The organism is Rhizobium sp. SSA_523 (genome assembly GCF_030435705.1).
Classification (GTDB): Bacteria; Pseudomonadota; Alphaproteobacteria; order Rhizobiales; family Rhizobiaceae; genus Neorhizobium.
The window spans coordinates 114,130-134,022 of record NZ_CP129380.1 but is presented as its reverse complement, the minus strand read 5'-3'; the positions used below and the strand labels follow the sequence as shown (position 1 = coordinate 134,022).

The 19,893-nt window shown below is 52.7% G+C and carries 20 protein-coding genes; 8 read left to right on the top strand and 12 right to left on the bottom strand.

Translation table 11 applies throughout. The features are described 5' to 3' along the window. Positions 1 to 140 precede the first annotated feature (140 nt). The 3 genes from QTJ18_RS00920 to QTJ18_RS00910 form a co-directional block, all read right to left on the bottom strand. On the bottom strand, positions 141 to 1,274 hold the full coding sequence (locus tag QTJ18_RS00920) for a hypothetical protein (RefSeq protein ID WP_252755067.1): 1,134 nt from the start codon (positions 1,272 to 1,274) through the stop codon (positions 141 to 143). A 60-nt stretch (positions 1,275 to 1,334) separates the two neighbouring features. After that, on the bottom strand, positions 1,335 to 2,549 hold the full coding sequence (hmpA, locus tag QTJ18_RS00915) for an NO-inducible flavohemoprotein (protein WP_252755068.1): 1,215 nt from the start codon (positions 2,547 to 2,549) through the stop codon (positions 1,335 to 1,337). Positions 2,550 to 2,705: 156 nt separating this feature from the next. Next, the gene (locus tag QTJ18_RS00910) at positions 2,706 to 3,212 is read right to left on the bottom strand and encodes a group III truncated hemoglobin (RefSeq protein WP_252755069.1); all 507 of its coding nucleotides are present in this window, start codon (positions 3,210 to 3,212) and stop codon (positions 2,706 to 2,708) included. A 103-nt stretch (positions 3,213 to 3,315) separates the two neighbouring features. Between QTJ18_RS00910 and QTJ18_RS00905 the strand changes: the two genes are divergently transcribed. Beyond that, the gene (locus tag QTJ18_RS00905; protein ID WP_252755070.1) at positions 3,316 to 3,780 is read left to right on the top strand and encodes an Rrf2 family transcriptional regulator; all 465 of its coding nucleotides are present in this window, start codon (positions 3,316 to 3,318) and stop codon (positions 3,778 to 3,780) included. On the opposite strand, the gene QTJ18_RS00900 is transcribed toward QTJ18_RS00905, so the two are convergent. The 5 genes from QTJ18_RS00900 to QTJ18_RS00880 form a co-directional block, all read right to left on the bottom strand. Further along, complete coding sequence (locus QTJ18_RS00900) at positions 3,693 to 4,430, bottom strand: MOSC domain-containing protein (RefSeq protein ID WP_489672073.1); 738 nt, start codon at positions 4,428 to 4,430, stop codon at positions 3,693 to 3,695. The two genes, QTJ18_RS00905 and QTJ18_RS00900, sit on opposite strands and share 88 nt — an antisense overlap. Further along, complete coding sequence (locus QTJ18_RS00895) at positions 4,430 to 5,281, bottom strand: class I SAM-dependent methyltransferase (RefSeq protein WP_252755071.1); 852 nt, start codon at positions 5,279 to 5,281, stop codon at positions 4,430 to 4,432. The genes QTJ18_RS00900 and QTJ18_RS00895 overlap by 1 nt, the downstream gene beginning before the upstream one ends. A 153-nt stretch (positions 5,282 to 5,434) precedes the next feature. Continuing rightward, positions 5,435 to 6,787, bottom strand: a complete 1,353-nt coding sequence (locus QTJ18_RS00890; RefSeq protein WP_252755072.1) for a PepSY-associated TM helix domain-containing protein — start codon at positions 6,785 to 6,787, stop codon at positions 5,435 to 5,437. Positions 6,788 to 6,915: 128 nt separating this feature from the next. Continuing rightward, positions 6,916 to 7,452: a GNAT family N-acetyltransferase gene (locus QTJ18_RS00885; protein WP_252755073.1), complete on the bottom strand. Its 537-nt coding sequence runs from the start codon at positions 7,450 to 7,452 to the stop codon at positions 6,916 to 6,918. Positions 7,453 to 7,521: 69 nt separating this feature from the next. Next, positions 7,522 to 8,913: an NAD(P)-binding protein gene (locus QTJ18_RS00880; protein ID WP_252755074.1), complete on the bottom strand. Its 1,392-nt coding sequence runs from the start codon at positions 8,911 to 8,913 to the stop codon at positions 7,522 to 7,524. A gap of 326 nt (positions 8,914 to 9,239) precedes the next feature. On the opposite strand from QTJ18_RS00880, the gene QTJ18_RS00875 reads away from it, so the two are divergent. From QTJ18_RS00875 to QTJ18_RS00865, 3 genes are all read left to right on the top strand, one after another. Then, positions 9,240 to 9,803: a thioredoxin domain-containing protein gene (locus tag QTJ18_RS00875; protein ID WP_252755075.1), complete on the top strand. Its 564-nt coding sequence runs from the start codon at positions 9,240 to 9,242 to the stop codon at positions 9,801 to 9,803. A gap of 47 nt (positions 9,804 to 9,850) precedes the next feature. Next, complete coding sequence (locus QTJ18_RS00870) at positions 9,851 to 10,543, top strand: superoxide dismutase (protein WP_252755076.1); 693 nt, start codon at positions 9,851 to 9,853, stop codon at positions 10,541 to 10,543. A 98-nt stretch (positions 10,544 to 10,641) separates the two neighbouring features. Continuing rightward, positions 10,642 to 11,295, top strand: coding sequence for a MarR family winged helix-turn-helix transcriptional regulator (locus QTJ18_RS00865; protein ID WP_252755077.1), 654 nt, complete (start codon positions 10,642 to 10,644; stop codon positions 11,293 to 11,295). A gap of 69 nt (positions 11,296 to 11,364) precedes the next feature. Here the strand turns inward: QTJ18_RS00865 and QTJ18_RS00860 are convergent, their stop codons facing one another. The 4 genes from QTJ18_RS00860 to pdxR all read right to left on the bottom strand — a co-directional run bounded on the left by QTJ18_RS00860 (position 11,365) and on the right by pdxR (position 15,048). Beyond that, the gene (locus QTJ18_RS00860; RefSeq protein ID WP_252755078.1) at positions 11,365 to 11,991 is read right to left on the bottom strand and encodes a hypothetical protein; all 627 of its coding nucleotides are present in this window, start codon (positions 11,989 to 11,991) and stop codon (positions 11,365 to 11,367) included. An 82-nt stretch (positions 11,992 to 12,073) separates the two neighbouring features. Continuing rightward, positions 12,074 to 12,619 (bottom strand): carboxymuconolactone decarboxylase family protein, encoded by a 546-nt coding sequence (locus QTJ18_RS00855; protein WP_252755079.1) that lies wholly within the window; start codon positions 12,617 to 12,619, stop codon positions 12,074 to 12,076. A gap of 74 nt (positions 12,620 to 12,693) precedes the next feature. Continuing rightward, positions 12,694 to 13,410, bottom strand: coding sequence for a hypothetical protein (locus QTJ18_RS00850; RefSeq protein WP_252755080.1), 717 nt, complete (start codon positions 13,408 to 13,410; stop codon positions 12,694 to 12,696). Positions 13,411 to 13,560: 150 nt separating this feature from the next. Continuing rightward, positions 13,561 to 15,048, bottom strand: a complete 1,488-nt coding sequence (gene pdxR, locus QTJ18_RS00845; protein ID WP_252755081.1) for a MocR-like pyridoxine biosynthesis transcription factor PdxR — start codon at positions 15,046 to 15,048, stop codon at positions 13,561 to 13,563. Between the two features lie 472 nt (positions 15,049 to 15,520). Here pdxR and QTJ18_RS00840 point away from each other — a divergent pair, with 472 nt between their 5' ends. The 4 genes from QTJ18_RS00840 (at position 15,521) to QTJ18_RS00825 (ending at position 19,682) form a co-directional block, all read left to right on the top strand. Next, positions 15,521 to 16,225, top strand: coding sequence for a glutamine amidotransferase (locus tag QTJ18_RS00840; protein WP_252755082.1), 705 nt, complete (start codon positions 15,521 to 15,523; stop codon positions 16,223 to 16,225). Positions 16,226 to 16,391: 166 nt separating this feature from the next. Further along, entirely contained in the window at positions 16,392 to 17,315 is a 924-nt protein-coding gene (locus QTJ18_RS00835) for a LysR substrate-binding domain-containing protein (RefSeq protein WP_252755083.1), read from the top strand. A 107-nt stretch (positions 17,316 to 17,422) separates the two neighbouring features. After that, complete coding sequence (locus QTJ18_RS00830; RefSeq protein ID WP_252755084.1) at positions 17,423 to 18,898, top strand: catalase; 1,476 nt, start codon at positions 17,423 to 17,425, stop codon at positions 18,896 to 18,898. Positions 18,899 to 19,370: 472 nt separating this feature from the next. Further along, the gene (locus QTJ18_RS00825; RefSeq protein ID WP_252755085.1) at positions 19,371 to 19,682 is read left to right on the top strand and encodes an NmrA family NAD(P)-binding protein; all 312 of its coding nucleotides are present in this window, start codon (positions 19,371 to 19,373) and stop codon (positions 19,680 to 19,682) included. Positions 19,683 to 19,893 lie beyond the last annotated feature (211 nt).

Sequence of the window (19,893 nt, the reverse complement as noted above, 5' to 3'; positions counted from 1 at the left end):
TATAAGACTGCAATGGCAGAAGTGGCGGCAAAGCGGTGACGTCTGAAGTGGGCGGGCGAGATCTTGGTCATTAAAGCCCGATATCCACAAGCTAAAACACTCGGTTTGAGCGACGCCACCCGCCTACCTTTACCTTCGTGTTAATGATGATGAGGCGCGATTTCTGTCGGCCCACCCGGGCCATGCGGATGCTCTGCGCTGTAAGAGTGGGTTGCCTTGGGTTCACTGGGAAACGGAGCAACCCCGCTTACTCCATAAAATGCCAGATGCAGTCCCCAGTAAGCGGTGCAGAAAACGATCAAGGCACCAGATAATCCCAGTGGCACATTGCTAAGCTTACGTTTGAATTTCGTCATAAGGTCGACGCCGGACCTTTGTTCAGCAGCAACAGCAATCAAGATTGCCATGATAAGACCGTGACCGATCAAATCGATCCGGCCAAAGGGCCAAACTGCCGCTGTAAAGATCACGAGCAAAGCAATTGCCGAAAGCCTACGGATCAAAGGTGTCCACAGGAGACCGAAGCCAAGGGTAAATTCTGTGACGCCCGCCATTGGAATGAATACATCTCTTGGCATTCCGAAGGTGAGGAATGGCTTTTCCAAAACAAGAGGATAGAACCAGCTGGGGAATGCGAACTTCTCAAGGCTTGACCACATTAGCGCCACGGCAAGTCCCCATCGCAAGGCCTCGAAGCGGCGGGCACGCAGTGCTTCGTTTTTTTGTGGTTCGAGGATCAGGTATGCGGCAACGCCCAAACCCAAAGCAAGATAGTCGAACAGATGGAACAGCTCGTAATCTCGTAGGGCAAACAGCCACAACGCAATAATACCAATGCCTGCCAACCGCATCGTCGCCCGCCAGAAAATGCAACATGCAATGACAAGCTGCAACCATGACACCCATTCGTTCGGGGTCTTAAGATCAGGCGTAAGGTAGACGTTGCCAACGGCAAATATAGCGATAAAGAATGCGGCTATGATCGACCGGATATAGTCGTCTTGACGCAGCCACACCGGGCGCGTTGCGCGATTGAGAGCAACGATTGCTATCTCGCCCCACTTGCCCTTCTCAACCACGCGCGTAAGAAGAAAAAAGGCGATCACCAGACCGATACCGAACCAAAACCATATATTGCCGAGCGTTTCTGACACGGGTTCCGGTGGAGCTCCAACAATGTAAGGCGCAAACCACTTGACGTGTGCGAATGCGGTTGCGGGTAAAAGTACAAGCGGTATGGTTAAACCAGTGGCGCGTTTGAGGGTGTCAAACATGACATTTTCTTTCGTTGCGCATAGTCGGGCGGGCTTGTCCCGCCCTCGTTCGTCTGGGGCTTAAGCCGCAAGAAGTTCGTCAGACGGTCCGAAGAATTCAAAATGGATCCGTTCTGCATCCACCCCGGCCTTCCAAAGGCCTGTCACGAGTGACTTGAGAAATGGCTTGGGACCACACAGGTAGAAATCGCCTGTCGCGAACGGCGTGTTGTGCTTTAACCAGTCGACGCTAATAAAACCGTCGTAGTCATGCGTCAGGCCGGCTGCATCAGTAGAAGCGGGCTCGCTGTAGAAGGTGGCAACAGAAATACGCCCGTGGTTCCTTGCAATGGCTCTTACATGGCGATCCATTGCATGGGTGGAGCTGTTTAAAGCTGCATGCACGTAATGCGCCTGTACTTCAGGATAGTTGGCCCCGATCGTCTCAATCATGCTAACCATCGGAGTAAGCCCGACGCCCGCGGAAAGAAGTACGACCGGTCGAACAGGTTCGTCAGGAAGGAAAAAGTCACCTGCTGGGGGCGTCACTTCAAACGTGGCACCGACTTGGGCAGAGTCATGCAAAAAGCGTGATCCGCCTGCTCCACTTGCCTCCCGTTTGACTGAGATGCGGTAGTGACTATCGTTCGGCGAACTGGAGATTGAATAATTCCGTTTGACGCTTGAGCCGTCGGGTAGAGCCAAGTTCAACGTCAGATATTGCCCCGGCTTATGTCTTATGACGCGACCGCCGTCTGCAGGCTTGAGGATAAAGGTCGTAATGACGCTGCTTTCTTGGGTTTTTTCAGCGATAACGAAAGGACGCCAACCCTTCCATCCTCCAGCTTCCGCTTCAAGCGTCTCTCGAATGTCAGCTTCGCGCGCCATCAAAAGATTGGCGAGAAACCAATAGGCTTCACCCCAAGCCTGTAGAAGTTCTGGCGTTGCGGCATCACCCAAAACATCTTTGATCGCGTCAAGCAGTGCATTGGCAACATAAGGATAATGCTCGGGCAGGATGTGATAGCCGATGTGCTTATGAGCGATCCGCTCGACCACCGGGACAACAGGCGTCAGATTATCAATATTCTGAGCATAGGCCAGGATTGCCGCCGCCAGCGCATGAACCTGCGATCCGCCCTCACCCTGATTGGAGTGATTGAATAACGCCTTTATATGCTCATTCTGGAAAAGGCGGGCATACATTGCCGTAGTGATGGCTGTTCCGTGCACCGCAAGCGCCGGAACACTGCTTTTGACAAGCAGGATCGTAGATTCACTGAGAGATGTAGTCATGGGAAAGTTCCTTGATGTTGGGTACTCAAAAAATGCTCGGCTATCGCGGTCGAGACATTCAAGATGAAAGCGAACGGGATGGAGCCCCGCCAGACAGCGCGCGGATCTGGAGCCCGCTGTGAATTGGGCGTATCTTCATCGCAATTCGATCGCCGATCATGTGAAACATGGCCCCGAGCTGCTTTGGGCCTGTTCTCCATCTTTTTCAGAGATTGGAACCGGCACCGCGTCGATTTCACCTAAGCTTTTCTGCCGCAATCGACCGTCATCTTCCGGCCGCCGCGCAACTATAACTGCCTCGGGCCCATGCATCGCCGTGTTAAGCCTCTCCGCAATCCGCGCGGCTTTGGTCTGCATTTCCCATGCGACGTCAGCTGACACCAATTCATTGGTCGTTTCCTCCCAAAGCTTGAGCCAGCGCACGAACATGTGCGGCTCGATCCGATCCGCATGGATGAGATGCATGGCAACAGGATTGCCCTTATACCGGCCGGTGGTCAGCATGAGCGATGACCAAAAATCTTCGAGCCGTTGGAGATGCTCGCTCCAGTCCTTCACCGCATCGTTAAACACTGGGCCGAGTTCGGCATCTCGCCGTGCTTTCGCATAAAAGCGAGACAGCACCAGCATAATGTCTTCTTGCATGAGAGTGATTTCGCCCATAACTCACCTAAAGATGCATTTGAATTGCATCTATTATTGATCCGAAAAAGATGCTATGTAAATGCATGTTTTCATTCGATGCCATTTTGTCGCAGGAGCGGCTATGAAACTTTCGACTTACAGCGATTACGCGATGCGGGTCATGATTCACCTTGCAGCGAAAGATGATCGGCTAGCATCGATCCGCCAGGTTGCCAGTATCTACGACATCTCGGAAAACCACCTCATGAAGGTCGTTCAAGACCTCGCAGGTGCAGGCTTCATCCAAGCGATCCGAGGACGCAACGGCGGTATTCGTCTGGCAAAGCCTGCGGATCAGATCAACCTTGGATCCATTTTGAGGCATACCGAAAAGCTGACAGATCTCTTTGTTTGTGACGGTTGCATCATTGCTCCTGCTTGTGGGTTGCCAAATGTTTTACGGGAAGCAACAGCTGCATTCGTAGCGGTTTTCGATCGCTACACTCTTGCTGATGTAGCTCAGAAAAAGTCAGATTTGGCTGCACTCTTATCGATCATATCCGCGTCAGACACCTCGCCTAAGCGGCGTGACCAATCCTCTACCTGACCTGTTTCCAGCCTTCGCAAGGCGTACCGTCTCCAGCCGTCAGCTAATTGAGGAAGGTTAGCGATACCTCCAAGCTCTCGGTAATCCAGTGTGTTCACATAGAAGGCATGCCATATCCGGGAGAGTGTCCAGTCCGCTTGCTTTCGATCTGTCAGTACCAGTCTGTCTTCGGGCCGGACAGCACCAGTCTCCAGCACACGGTAGTACCAGCCCGTGCGACCTGTTCGCTGAACTTGCTTGGCCATAGTTGCAAGACCGAAGCGGACGTTGAGGCGCCAACAGGGTTGCCGCCCCTGACTAACCTCGATTATCGAAGTTCCAAGTCTGAACACATCGCCAATGGCAACCGTCTCCTCCGTCAGACCGATCGTCGTCAGATTTTCCCCGAAGGCACCGGGCTTCGTCAGTAACGAATGACCGCCAAGTTCATTTCGCCAAACAGCATAATGGTCAAACGGATAGTGATGCACCGCTTTCTCTGGTCCGCCATGTTTAGACGTATCACCCTGTCTATCGCCTTCAAAACCGCACAGCGACAGGTTGACCGTTTGATCGACCGGGGTTTTATCAATACCGCTCAATACCCCCTCGATACCAAGCTGTGAAAGGCCGCCAATTTGCAAGGCAAGCAGGTTAAAATCTTGCCCGATCAAAGAACTGTACTTTGATGGGGCGTCGCATCAGCTTTCGTTCCGACCGCGATCAGAACTGTGGACGGGAGCCGAAGTTTACCGTCTACGGCTTTGGATTGACTGAGACGAACCACTTCTTCATCAACCAGTAGCTTATCTTCAGGAGAAAGCATGACATAAGGCGGCATGTAGCTATGTAGCGCGCGCAACTGTTCCAGATATGCCTCCCCCGCTGGCCCTTCCCAGTAACATTCGATCTCCTCTACAGACACATCCTGAAATCCAGCCGCTTCCATTTCGGCAATCAGATGATCTGGCTCACTAAGACGAACAAAAGCTTCCGGCTTGAATGCAGGCGAACGGTCTGGCAGCGCCCTGCCAATGGATGCAGCCATAATTTGGAACGGTCCTCCGCCGGACGGATCGCGCCAAGTCACCACACAACCTCTTCCGCCCGATCGCGTAACACGGCACTGTTCGGTTAAGCCTTTCCGCCAGTCCGTAAAAACTATCACGCCAAAGATCGAAAAAGTCAGATCAAAGGCTCCATCGGGAAAATCCATACGAGCCCCGTCCATCTCCAAAGCTTCCGCATTTGGAAATGACCCAATTTTACTCGCCAAACGCCTGACCATGCCCGGTGCAATATCAATAGCCGTGACATTGGCACCCATCTCAGCGGCAGGAATGGTCAAAGCGCCGGTTCCGGCAGCGATGTCCAGTATGCGGTGGCCAGGTTCAATATTACCGGTGTACTTCAATGCAGCGCGTGAAGCCTGACCGGTAATTCTCTCGCCGGTTTCCTCGTAGACACGGGCGAATGCGTCGGTCATGAAGGGATTAACGGGCTGCGATGAAGCATCTTTCATATTTAAATCCTTTTATGCGTGGATATTGTATCTAGATGCTCCCCGGACCTTCACACAGGGCCGGACAGTTTTTCAGGGCTAGGCCACTGACCTGCGCAAGATTGGCTCTAGTCAGTCGACGTCAATTCAAGTCGCGGCACCCTTCGAGGAAATTCAAGCAATCGCTATTTTGACGAGTCGCACCAGGATTTGATCAATGAAGATCATGACCAATATCGCCAGGCCGCTGAGGGGAAACGCGAGAGAAAACAGAATAATCACGAGCCAAAGACCCACATGAATTGGATGTGAACGAGGTTTAGGAGGAACTCCCAAAGTTCCGGCGGGTCGTCGTTTCCACCACATAACAACGCTTGTGACACTCATGCCAATTATCAGAAGACAAGCGGTGAGCATCAAGAGTTGATTGACGCGCCCATACTCCTGCCCTTGATGTACACTGATACCCCATTCGATAGATTTGCCAAGGATGGGGTATTGCGCATAGGATAAGTCGACTAGCGGCTTTCCGGAATACTGGTCAAAATGGATCATGCGCTGTCCAGCAACCTGATCAGGATAAATGGCTGCCGAGTAGACACCGCTCGGATTTCTTGGCAGCGCGACATCGAAGCCGGGGCTGATCCCGCCAGCTTTTGCCTGCTCCACGATTGTATCCAGCCCTACTGGCGGCTTTGCTTCAAGCACGGCTGCATCCGATAGTGGAACGGGAGCTTGCTCGACTGCCCATCCGACCTTGGGCAAAATGTCTTTTGATACTTTGCTTGATTTTGGAACGTCATCCCACAACTGCGCAGGATATCCGAGACCTCTTTCGTTTGCCCAATTACTGAGGTTACTGCCCCAGAATCCTGACCAAGGCATTCCACTCAGTGCGAGGAAGAAGATAAACGCCCCCGCTGAAACTCCTGTTATCGCGTGGAGATCCCGCCAAAAAACGCGCTGTGAAGAGTTGCCTCTGACTGATATCACACCACCGGATTGTCGGCGAGGCCACCAGAGATATATGCCTGTTACAACAAGCACCATTGTGAACCCGCCAGCGATCTCAATAAGCTTATTGGCCCAACTGCCGAAAAATGCCCAGCTGTGTATGCGCTTAACAATGTAATTGAATTCGCTTTCTACACTTACCTTATCCAGGATTTTGCCAGTGTATGGATTGACGAAAACAAGGGTCGATACATTGTCGTGTAAGACTGTGACTATAGCGGATTGCGTCACTGACGCAGGGTTTTTGTAAGTAGTTGCAGTAGACCCAGGAATGGCTGCCACTGCTTTCTCGACAATAGTTTCCGGGTTGAGTGCATCGCCGGAGGCTCTCACCGTATAGCGATAGGAAAAGACGGAATTATTGATCTCGTCCTTGAACAGATAGAGGGAGCCCGTAATCGCCAAATTGAGCAGTGCCGGGATCACCAACAGGCCCGCAAAGAAGTGCCAACGCCAAATGGCGCGATAGAGTGAAGCACCGACGGGGCCGACGCGATTTGTGGAAGTGATCATTATAGATCTCCCAATATGACCGCTCCGGAATTCTGCGGTCAAATGATGCTTTGCTAAGACCTGAACGGGTGGAAAGACCCAAATGCCAGAACATTCCGACGTCACGAACTACATCTGTCACCGCATGTTCAGTCGGTCGTTTCGTCGGCTCTCAAAGGCTTTTCGAGTACGACCAGAGCCAGATCATCCCGAAGCGGAATGCCTACGCTCGGATCGTCATAGGGGAATGGAACCTCTGCACCGGTTTTGCGGAAGCCGCGACGTTCATACCAGGCAATCAAGGGTTTGCGATGATTGATTACTGTTATGCGAAGGCAAGATGCGCCCTCGGCAGCAGCCTGTTTTTCAACTTCGTTGAGAATGGAGGCTCCAAGACCTCCCCTTTGATAAGTTGGCTTCACTGCGAGAAGCGAAATATACCAAGCATTGTCTTCCAGACCGGATATGTGAACGCAGCCAACGACTTCTTCTTCAGGGGCAGTGCGGGACAGTAAGAACCGCCCTGCTTCAAATTCCGATAGAATAGTTTGGGCGTCAATCCGTGGCCCTGAAATGACCTCTCGCTCATCAGTCCACCCCGGTGAGGAACTGGGCAGGCGGTAGGCTGAATTGATCAGCGATACGAGTTCCGATGCGTTCTCAATTGCAGCGTAGGAAAAGTTCATTTTATTCTCCAGCTAAACCGAGGCCACTGAATTCTGGGCCTGATCCAATCCCATTGCTAATTGCCTAACTCACGCTGGCAGTGTCGTGAGCAACCTCGATATGTTGCTATAGGCTGCGACGGTCGACGCTTTAATCCGATCCAGCAACGCTACCTTTTCGAGGTCTTTGGGATCGATGCCAGAAGCCATCATTGAGAAGCCGTCTAGCCGGGAGTTTTTGATCCAGTCTCTCACGGGCGGACTTGTTGCCTGTCGCAACCTGTTCTCGAGATCGACCTTCATTCCGCGAATATAATCGTCGACCGAAATGGGTACGGGAACGGGTGCAGCCAGTGCATTTTTCTCATCATCAGTGTCGAACTGAGCCTCAATAAATGCGATAAGCGCGCCGCTGAACGGGATTTGTGGAAAGCGAACTGCTTGTATAACGATCCGCCCGTCTTGAAAGATTGGTAAGCCCGGCTTTTGGCACACAGCAGAAGCACTACAATCGATATAAAGCGTGTCCGGACGCGCCGAGACACTCCGGGACGACATATCAAGCCGGTCATCTGCAAGATGGCGGACCTTACCCATCCTGATGACGTCTCTGATCGATGATAGCGCCTCGACTTCACCCTCTGACATGAAGGCAGCGCGAAACACCGTCGGCTCAACATTCTTGTCGACACGCAACCAGAACCCGGCTTCCTCGTGTCGACAGGCGAGATCTCTGGCGGAGGTGGCGAGCGCGATGTCCTCCCGCGCCTGAGCAATGCCCGAGAAGACCTCAGTGAAAAACTCAGGCGCGGGTTGGATTTTCGCCCGATTAACGAACCATTGATCGCGAGATACAACCCATCTTATCCGTTCCGGAGCAACACCCCGAGACAGGAGCCACAGGCAGGTGTCTGTTGCGGTTTTTCCCGCTCCAATCACGGCATAGTAATCAAACTCGTGGGCCACTCTTGGAAGGTCATTTGGCACGATACGCCTCACGCCGGGACCAGTTGTAAAGGTGCGCTTGTGCGTCAGGGGGATTGAATTGGTATAGTAGCTCGCGTCCACAAGCTTTCGTCTGATCCGGATCTGCTGAACCTTGCCGGACAATAGCTGTCTTACCCTGTCTCCAGTTTCATAGCTGCTCATCGGTAAATACGAGACGCGGCCACTTGCCAGCAGTCGATCCCTCATCACGGCATGGCAATAGGCGATAATTTCCGGTGCATCCGCCAGGCGGGCGAAGCCCTTGTTATAACCGTCACTATCAATTCTTTCGTCGCCTAAAGGGGTGGATTCAACTCCGTAAAAGCTGCTGGGCTGGTGCAGCCGCACGAATGGGTAGGCGTCGTTCCAATGACCACCAGGCGCGTCACGTTTATCCACGATGGTAACATGGGCATCTGTTCGCCGGGTCAATTCGTCGGCGAAGGCGAGACCTGAAAGGCCAGCGCCAATCACCAGATAATCAGTTTCAATCATATCGGAATTCCGCAGGAGCTGGCGCGTATCAAGCGGGCTTGCCGCTGCGCATTTCAGTATGCTCCGGTCAACCGACTGTCATCCTCCCGCAAAAGAGTCTGAATGGCATGACCAAGAGCTCGCTCAGGAAGCGGTAAGGAAACGGAGGAAGTTAGAGAATGACGAATTTTATATGAGTCTAATAGGAGGCTTCTATCAATTCAAATTCCATCTGCTGAGTGATGCGACACGTCTCTTGCATTTAAATAGGATTCCTATACATATTGCGTGACTATAGTTCCTGAGCTGAGTTCGAGTTGAATCGCATCATAAGAGGATACTGTGTTATGCCTGGTTCAAACCATATCACCCTCGCACCCGAACTGGCCGTCAGCCAGTGGTTCAACACCAAGGTGCCTCTGACACTCGCCAATCTAAGAGGAAAGCCGATCTGGCTGCACGCTTTCCAGCTGCTTTGCCCGGGCTGCGTCTCAGACGCAATTCCGCAAATGAAGCGGGTGGAAAGGATCTTTGCTAGATCCGATTTGCAAATCATCGGTCTTCACACCGTCTTTGAGCATCATCAGGCGATGAGCCCGATTACTCTTGAAGCATTCCTCCACGAATACCGGATCACCTCCCCTGTTGGCGTTGATCTTGCAGACCCTCGATCAGATACCCCAATCACAATGCAGCGATATGGGTTCCGCGGAACTCCCTCGTCTGTTCTAATCGGGCGTGATGGAGCGATCATTCATGCTGCCTTTGGCGTGGAAGACGATATTGCGCTTGGAGCACGCATCGCCATGGCACTCGCCGCCTCACAGGAAGAGCCACAGGTAGAGACTGCGCAGTATGAACCAAACGGCTGCGCTAACGGGCGATGCAGTGTCGAACATCAATCTAGATGATCGTTACCGGACAGTACCCATAAAGCTTAAATCAGAGAGGAAATCCAATGAACATCTCCAGACGCGCGTTACTTGCCGCGGGCGGCGCAGTTGCACTATCCTCAACGCTTTCGTCACCAAAGGTTGCTCGAGCAGCAACACCGTTTTCGCAGCCGCCATTGCCTTACAATCAAAGCGCTCTTGCTCCTGTAATATCAGAACGGACTGTTGGTCTCCATTACAGCAAGCATCACAGTGCCTACTTTAAAAATCTGAATGCTCTTGCGCAGGGCACGCGCTACGAGGCGATGTCACTTGAAGAGGTTGTGAAAAGCACATCCGGCTCAAGCGGCAATGACCGCAAAATATTCAACAATGCGGCACAGGCCTGGAACCATAATGCCTATTGGGAGCAATTCGCACCTGGCGGCTCAGAGCGACCGGCAGGCAAAGTTGCAGCTGAAATTGATGCAGCGTTTGGCAACTGGGACGAGTTTGTCAAAAAGAGCGTGACCGTGTCAGACAGCGTCTTCGGCACAGGCTGGATTTGGTTGACCCGTGGAGATCAAGGCAAACTGGAATTTGTTGGTTATGAAGATGCAAACAACCCAATGGCAACAGGCAAACCTGCCTATCTCGGGATCGATATCTGGGAGCACGCATATTACCTCGATTACGAAAATCGGAAGGCAGATCATATTCGAGCGATATTGGAGAAACTGGTAAATTGGCAGGTAGTCGGCCAGCGCATGGGCGTATAACAATTCAACAGCACTGAGGAAAAGCATCAGTTGCTCCGCAGTGCTTTTCCTTTTTTCGTTTGTAGTGTCCGCTGAATTTTTGGAACCTTTTTCACATCATGGAAACACCTAAAGATCCCCATTCAATCAACTATCGGATCCGCGAAGGGCTGGCACGCATTGCCACAATCATGCGGGTCGATGAGTGGAACCGGGCCAAAACGCTGGGGCTCAACCCGACCCAGTTGGCGATCTTGACGGTGCTCGACGGCCGCGTTTCTGGCCTTGGCGTAAAGGACGTTGCCGCTCACCTCGGCATTTCCCAACCAACCGCAACAGATTCCTTGAACGCTCTCGAGAAGAAGGCACTTGTTGAGAGGCGCGCCAGCGCCGAAGATCGACGCGCGGTGCGGATACACCTGACTGCGTCCGGCGCCGATATACTCCAATCTCACCATCAGGACAGTTTAGCTGAACGGGCCGTCGGAGCACTGGCTAGCTGTGAACAAGAAGATCTGTTGCTGCTTCTAATCACAATGATCCGCGAATTGCAGGAACAGAACAAGATCCCCGAGCAGCGCATGTGCGTGACATGTCGTTACTTCGCACCCTTCGAACATAGTAATCCCTCACATCCACACCATTGCCGGTTCGTGGATGCCGCATTCGGGCAGAGTGAGTTGCGGATTGATTGTCGTGACCAACTACCATCGGATACGCAAAAACGCGCCGCCGACTGGGAAAAATTCCAGGCCGACGGCGCTTCTCTATAGCCAAAAACATCGCCTAGTCAGGTCGCCAGCGTCGTCCTCTGTCAGCTACCGCATGCTAAAAGGTCCGTATCAGGACATCTTCTCAATCTTGCCGCAAGCGATTGGGATGGTCACATGTGATGGCACAGTTCCCAAGGAGCCGACGGACGAGGGAAGGTGGGAGTCGCTGGGAATGCCGTGCACGTAGATAACACGCTTATCCAGATCGATCGTCCCGCCGGAGTAGGTCCGGCCGAAGGTCTCGGCAAGTTGCTTCAACGGTACGGTTTTCGTGTACTCGAAATCTCCCTTGGCAGAAGCGTGTGGATAGGTGTTCGTGGGAATCACCATCTCCTCGGGCTTGTCGTTGAAGGGCACCATTGTCGTACCAGAAGGCTTTTCAGTTTCACCCAGATCGATATAGCCATCCTTATTGGTATCCATGTTCTGGGTAACACAGGAAGCATTGCGTCCATCGGGGAAGCCATGGAAGTGCTCCCAATGTTCTATATTGGCCGGAACGCCACTCATCTTGATGTGAACTTCGAGATTATCGCCTTTGATCGTAAAAAGTGCCTCACCTACCGAGGTTGATCCGATTTTGTCCGCGTTCAAGGCGGTAAGGCGGGCACGATAGCTTTCCGTCTCGGCGGCCTGCGCTTGAAGGTTTGCAGAAATTGTCGCCAAAATGGCCAGAATTAAAATCTTGCTGCGCATCGTTCTTCTCCTGAAGAATAGGTTGATAGCGAATGGGCAAACAGGAACGGGCCGCAGAAGCGGCCCGTTCAAGCAGTATGTTTCAAGCGGCGCGGGTGAGCTTCACACCCGGGAAATCAACCGGTACATCGAGAGCGACATTGATGTAGTTGGTGAAAAGGTTGAGCGCGACATGGGCGACGATCTCAACGATTTCTTCGTCGTCAAAGCCTGCTGCACGCAGTGCATCGACATCCGCATCGTGCAGGTCTGCTCGACGCTCAACGACCTTGGTGACGAAAGCAAGAGCTGCCGCTGTGCGTGGATCGTTAGAACGACCCGCTTGCGCTTCAGACATTTCTTCCGGCGTAGCGCCAGCCCGGCGGCCGAGCAAGGTATGCGCCGCGAGGCAATAATTGCAATTGTTGCGATCGGCAATTGCAACGGCGATCTGCTCGCCAAGCTTGGCACCCAGACGGCCACCGCCCAGTGCTCCAAACGCACCCCACATGCTATTCAAAGCAGAGGGAGAATTGGCGACAGCCTTGAACATATTTGGCACAACACCAAATGCGCCTTTGATTTGTTGAAGCTGGGCCGCAACCTCAGATCTTGCAGTAGAGGGGTCAACGAGGGTAACTCTAGTCATAGTCTTTCTCTCTTTAGCCTGGGGGGAAGATATGCCGGTTCGTCGATGGCAGTCGGCGAGCCGGCGCTCGGTAATTACTTGGTGGCCTGAACTTTGCCGGGCAGGCTTAGATCGCCTGACGCAACCTTGAACACGTTGGCCACACACAACAGGGGAGCGTGCAGATTGCCGTTCACCTTCAGGCCTGCCGTTACGCCATCGAACGAAGCGCCTTTAATGCCGTTAATGAGCTTAAGCGGGATCTGCACATCAACCTTATCGCCCGTAAATGTCGTTGGATATTCAGGGCTATCGATCAGCAGAGGTACGCCCGGCCAGGTCTCAGGCACTTTTGGAGTTGTACCTTTTGGAATGTCGACGACCTTGAGGCCAGCACCGCAAGCCTGATCTTTCGTCAACACCACCCAATGCGGATGCCAGATGTGGCGGTTCTTCGCACCTTTGGCGGCATCATCAAAATCGGGGTGGAATGTGACAGCAAGCGCAACAATGCCTTGCTTCTTGTCAAAGCCTATCTCGCCACTATCGAGGCTTGTGGGCCAGACATAGGCGTAGACTTGCGATCCTTCAAATTTGCCCGTCGCATCAGGCTTATCCTTGCCAGCTTCGCCACGAACACGAGTGGAAAAGATTGCGTTCTCGCCCTTTGTTGTAATTGTTGTTTCAACGATGTCGAAAGACGCCGTGACATCATCCTTGGCTTTGGCCGTAATTGGCCCTGCATTAGCAATTGTCAGGCATAGCAATGCCGTTCCGGCGGCTGCAGCGCCGGTGGAATATTTCAGATTCATGGACCTTGTTCCTTCTCTCTGCCTGGGGTTGGAGGCAATCCCTGGTTTAAGCTTTCCAGGTGGCAGCCTGGTCAGCGGGATTGACTGACTATGTTGGCAAGCGGCTCACATCCGTTCGTAACCTGCCGATGCACTATTTATATAGGACTCCTATATACATTCAACTCTTTTCTTTTGCGTTTCGATTTTTTCTTCCTGGAGTGCTGGCGGCAGCGAAGCGCGAAGAAGAGCGACACCGCGTTCAAGCTCGGCATCGTCAAGGGCAGCAAACCCCAAACGGAATGCTTCAGGCGCATTGTTGACATCGAGAGAGAAGTGCACGCCTGGCAATACAGCAAGGCCCACCCGCGTAGCACTCGCGGCCCAAGTCTCAGCACTAATGCCCGGACGGAGCCTTAGCCACATCGCCAGACCACCGGACGGCATGTCAAAATCAGCGTAATCGCTTAATTGGGCGCGCAATAGGCCAGCGAGTTTATCTCGCCTCTGATGATAAATGTGGCATGCTTTGCGAGCATGCCGACGTACAGTGCCATCAGCAATCAGATCAGCTAACGCTTGCTCCAAGGCAATATCGCCTTGACGATCTATCGCTTCGCGAAAATCAGCCATACGCCGCAATATCCGTGGACTGGCAACCGCATAGCCAAGCCGAATACCGGGACTGATAAGCTTGGACAGAGAGCCAATATAGACGAAGTTGAGATCGCCCTGACACTGGGAAGCCAAAGGCAGAACGGGGCGTCCTCCGAACCGATACTCGTTGTCGTAGTCATCTTCGATAACGGCCAGGTCATACTTGCGAGCGATCTCTAGAAGACGAAGTCTGCGCGCATGGCTTAATGGCACTGTTGTCGGATACTGATGGTGCGGCGTAACATAGACCGCTCTGACACGCCTATCGGTCCTCGCCAAATCCTCCAGAGCATCCACATCGATGCCTTCCTGATCTACCGGAACGCCCACCACTTCAGCGCCACTTGCGCGAAACGCTGCCCATGCCAGTGAATAGCCGGGCGTTTCCACAGCGATGCGCAAACACTGGTCTCCAACCGCACTGGCCGCGAGGAAAAGCGCCATTTGGCTTCCTCGGGTAATAAAGATGTGGTCGGCAGAAACATTCAGGCCCCGATCGTCTTTCAGATAAAAAGCCAGAGCCTCTCGCAGAAAAGGGTTACCGCGCGGATCGCCATAAGTGTCTCCAGACATGAAAATTGGTGACGTCACTGCCCTGCGGAAAGCTTGCCCAAGCGCTACAGTCGGCGCCAGACGCGTATCTGGAACACCGTCGGAGAAGCGGATCGAGGGGCGATGCGAAGCCAGGCCGTAAATATTTCTCTCGGATGCACGCGCAACTCTGGGAGCATCCCTGAGATCGGGGAGATTTCTTGCAACATAGGTGCCGCGAGATGGCGCAGCTTTCAGCCAGCCTTGCGTTAGCAGCTCCTGATAGGCGGCATCGACGGTGTTGCGGTTAAGGCCCAGGGATTTTGCCATAGATCGAGTGCCTGGCAAAGGTTCGCCGGGAGCCAGCCGTCCGCGCTCTATCTCCGCGATGATCGACCGTGCCAATGCAAGAAAAATAGGCTCCCGCTCTTTCGGAACGACTTCAAGTGCCAGGACTGTGCCTTTTCCCATTTCAGCCTCTCACGCAAAAATTCTCCAGCCACACACTTGCTCAAACTTCGATTTGAGGCGGCAACTTGGAAGTTGTCGACGCAGGCCCGCGGCCTAAAGACATTACTGCCGCTTCGGCAATCCAAAACGAACAGGGTTGCAAGTGACTTTTTGGTTCACTGCAATATACGCAAAAATTTTCCCGTCTTACTGAATCCGCAGAACGCAACGCGAAGAGTCTTCTTGAAGATGTCCAAGTCATCTCAGAGATGGACACTCATTTTTGTCCCTTATTGCTGTGAGCATAGCGTGGTGCGATGAAAATCACTTACATCGCCTGGAACTAAATAAGACGGGCCGGTTGTATAATTAGTGGTAGGCCACCAGGGGTCAACCATCCGGCTGCAAGGCCGTGGAACAACCGGCTCTACCCACCCTCAAACAACGTCAAGATAGATGATGGAGGTGATCTTCCTATCAGAAGGGACTGGCAATGTTGAAAACGGCAATTGCACTGCGGCACGTCCACTTCGAGAACCTGGGAATATTCGAGGCGATAGTCCATCAAGCGGGCTACAAACTTCACTATTTTGATGTTGCCAGCCATGACCTAAAATCTTTCGACCCGACAGAGCCTGACCTGCTGTTCATACTCGGCGGGCCTGTCGGAGTTTACGAAGATGCAAATTATCCGTTTCTACTTGAAGAACGCAAAATCATCTCGGCGCGGCTCAACGCGCGTCGAATGACAGTTGGCATTTGCCTTGGAGCGCAGCAAATCGCAGCTGCTTTAGGAGCGAAAGTTACGCCGACAGGAACAAAAGAAATCGGGTTTGCGCCGTTGATGCTCAATGCAAATGGGCGCAATAGCCCACTTCGGCACCTTTGGGGCATCCCTGTTTTGCATTGGCATGGTGATATGTTCGAGGTGCCTTCGGAAGGCATTAATCTTGCTTCAACGCCGCCGTGCCCAACTCAGGCTTTTGTCATTGATGACTTCGTGCTGGCACTTCAGTTCCATCCCGAGGTGGATGCCTCCTGTGGTATGGAAGATTGGCTTGTGGGCCATGCTTTCGAGCTGGCGAATGCCGGGATCCCTCCTCAAACCATCCGTGAAGATGCGAAGAAATACGGCCCACGTTTGCGGGATGCAGGACGGCGAATGTTTGCCGAATGGCTCACAAATGCAAGCTCGTAATTTTTACCGAAGCGGTAGAGCTTAACCGATATTGATCAGAGCTACCGTTGCCCGCTGCGCGAGTTGTCTTCCGGCCCAGGCCACATCGCAAACCCGGCACACCGCTTGCTCCCGGCTGGCGCTTATGATGCTGCACACATCTCCATCATAAGACATAGAGACATCGATGAACTTTTCTGGCTTGTCACTTCGTGACCTCGAATACATCGTATGCGTAGCCGATCTTGCAAACTTCGGGCGAGCGGCCGATCAATGCGGTGTCTCTCAACCAGCGCTATCAGTTCAGGTACGTAAGGTGGAACGCTGGCTTGAAGTCGACATTTTTGAACGCAGCACCCGACGCGTCTACGTAACATCTCAAGGTGCAAAGATCGTAACCCAAGCGCGCAAGGTTTTGAAGGAAGCTTCGGTTCTTGCCGATCTCGGGCGAAGTAAAGAAAAGCCCTTCAGCGGAGAATTGAAACTCGGCGCAATTACGACACTTGGCCCCTATCTCTACCCACGCATCGTTACAGGACTAAGAGCGGCTTATCCAAATTCCACTCTTTTACTAAACGAGGGCATGAGCCGCGAGTTGATGGAAGCGCTAACAATCGGAGAGCTTGACGCGATTTTGATATCGCTGCCAGTCGGCAATAACACCTTGCAGTGGCAAAAGGTGTTTCATGAGGAATTTGTTCTAATCGGTCCGTTGGGCCATCCAGCAACTTTGCATGAGGGGCAGGCCTGGCACGAATTGCCATCCGAAGAACGCCTTGTTCTCAGTGAAGGTCATTGCCTACGCGAGCAGGCGCTGAAGGGATGCGGGGTAGCAGATACGAAAAAGCGGTTCGCGACGAGCATCTCGGCGCTGAAATACATGGTTAGCGCTGGCGAAGGTTGCACACTCCTTCCAGCCTTGGCGCTTTCGGAGATTGATGAGCTGACAGTTGCAGCTGTTCCACAGCCACATATCGGTCGCGATATAGCGTTGGTATGGCGCAAGCGAGATACGCGAGAAGAAGAATTCGAAGGATTGGCTACGCTCATTGCGGCGCTTGTGCCAAGCCATCAACTGGTCATGTCCCGGCAACTGGCCCTAGTCGATTGATAAGAAAAACCTAATAAGACTGATAGGGCATTTATCTTTCACCTATCATCTTACTCACACTAGGCTTCCCATAAACCTGCAGAGGCGGGTTGAAAGGGAGACGGATTATGGCGAAATTAACAACAGCATTTGGTGCGCCGGTTGCTGATGACAACAATACGTTGACGGCTGGCCCGCGCGGTCCGGCACTGCTTCAAGACGTATGGTTTCTTGAAAAACTGGCCCACTTCGACCGAGAAGTTATTCCCGAAAGGCGAATGCATGCAAAAGGCGCAGGTGCGTTTGGCGCATTCACCGTTACACACGACATCACCCGCTATACGCGCGCAAAAATTTTCTCGGAGATCGGCAAGCAGACGGAGATGTTTGTGAGATTCTCCTCCGTTGCCGGTGAAAGGGGTGCAGCGGATGCAGAGCGCGATATCCGCGGATTCGCCATGAAGTTTTATACCGAGGAAGGAAATTGGGACCTTGTTGGAAACAATACGCCTGTTTTCTTCATCAGAGACCCGCTGAAGTTTCCTGATCTCAATCATGCAGTGAAACGCGATCCACGCACCGGCATGCGCAGTGTCAACAACAATTGGGACTACTGGACGTTGTTACCGGAAGCTCTGCATCAGGTTACCATAGTAATGAGCGAGCGGGGCATCCCGAAATCGTGGCGGCATATGCATGGGTTCGGCAGCCACACCTTCAGCTTTATCAATGCCCAGAATGAGCGGCACTGGGTCAAATTCCATCTTCGTACGCAGCAGGGTATCGAAAACCTCTCTAACGAGGAGGCATCGGCCATCATCGGCGAAGATCGCGAAAATCATCAAAGAGATCTGTTCGAAAGCATCGAGAGTGGAAAGTATCCGCGCTGGACTATGTTCGTCCAAATTATGAGTGAAGAGGAGGCAGATGCATGCCACTTCAATCCGTTCGATCTCACGAAGATCTGGCCCAAAAAGGAATTTCCGCTCATTGAGGTGGGATATTTCGAGCTTAATCGAAACCCGGAGAACTTCTTCCAAGATGTAGAGCAAGCAGCTTTTTCCCCGGCAAACATAGTTCCGGGCATCGGATTTTCACCCGATAAGATGCTTCAGGGGAGGCTGTTCTCTTACGGCGATACGCAACGTTATCGGCTGGGTGTCAATCATGCGCAGATCCCCGTGAATGCCCCACGATGCCCTGTCCATTCCTATCATCGCGATGGCACCATGCGGGTAGATGGCAATGGTGGTCGCAGCACGCATTATTCTCCAAATAGCTTTGGAGCACTGCAGGAACAGCCCGATTTCTCGGAGCCGCCTTTGAGAAATACAGGTGCCGCCGCACGTTGGAACCATCGAGAGGATGACGACTATTTCAGTCAGCCGGGCAATCTTTTCAGACTGATGTCACCAAGACAAAAGGCCATCTTGTTTGAAAACACGGCAAGAGCAATCAAGGGTGCCGACCAGGCGATTATCGAACGGCACATCGTTCATTGTACCATGGCTGATCCCCATTATGGCGCAGGTGTTGCAAATGCAATTGCAAGCCTCTCGGCGGATCAGGCGGCACATTCCGCATTTGAGCCGGCAGCGGAATAACCACTTTAATTAAAGGCACCGAGGCGGAACACGCCTATCCGCCTCGGCATGTCACGGACCTTTTGCTGATCCAAGCGAACCCGCTGGATTGGCCAAATCAATAAGGGCAGATTGATCATATCTCACACCTGCCACGACAAGTGAGATCGTAATTCAAAACGAGGAACTTGAAGATGACGGCGCCAAGATCAGTACTAGTGCTGGGGGCCACAAGGCAACAAGGCGAGGCTGTGGCCCGATGGCTTCTGAAGTCAGGCTGAAATGTTGGGGACTGGCACGAGATGTCTTATCTTCCAGGGCACAGGCACTCGCTGAACAGCGTGTTTAAATTTGTATCGGTGATATGGCCGATGCAAATTCTATCGAACGCGCCATGACAGGTGTTAATGCTGTTTTCAGCATTCTGCCTAGTTTAGGTCAAGGCGAAACTTACCGCGTCACGGATGAGCAGGAGGTCCTTTAGGGCAACACGGTGGCTGACATTGCCAAAGCAACAGATGTGCGCCATTTCACTTATTCCTCTGCCATTGCTGTGGACAAGGGCAGGACAGGCATCGGACATTTTGATAGCAAAAGCGCCATTGAGGCGCATATCCGAGAGCTTGAAATCGGATACACAATCATCCGTCCCAGCACGTTTATGGAGATCCTGGTATTACCCGGTATGGGTCTGGAGTTGGGCAAGCTCAACTTCTTCATGCACCCGAACCAAGCAATGCAGTTCATTGTGGTAGATGATATTGGAAAGATCGTTAGCCAAATTCTTCAGACGCCATCCACGTAAATTGGCCATACGCTGGATATTGCGGGGGATGAACGTCCGGACACGCAGATAGTTGGACAGCTCAGAAATATCCTTCTGAAATCAGCGCCTCGATGATTAGTTTTTCTCAAGAAAATGGGCACCGCAAGAACGTGAAAGCCCGGTACCACGTCCGGTGCTGCAGTCGCGGCAAGACTCAGCACGAACGGCAGCCTCGGAAACGGCCGCCTCC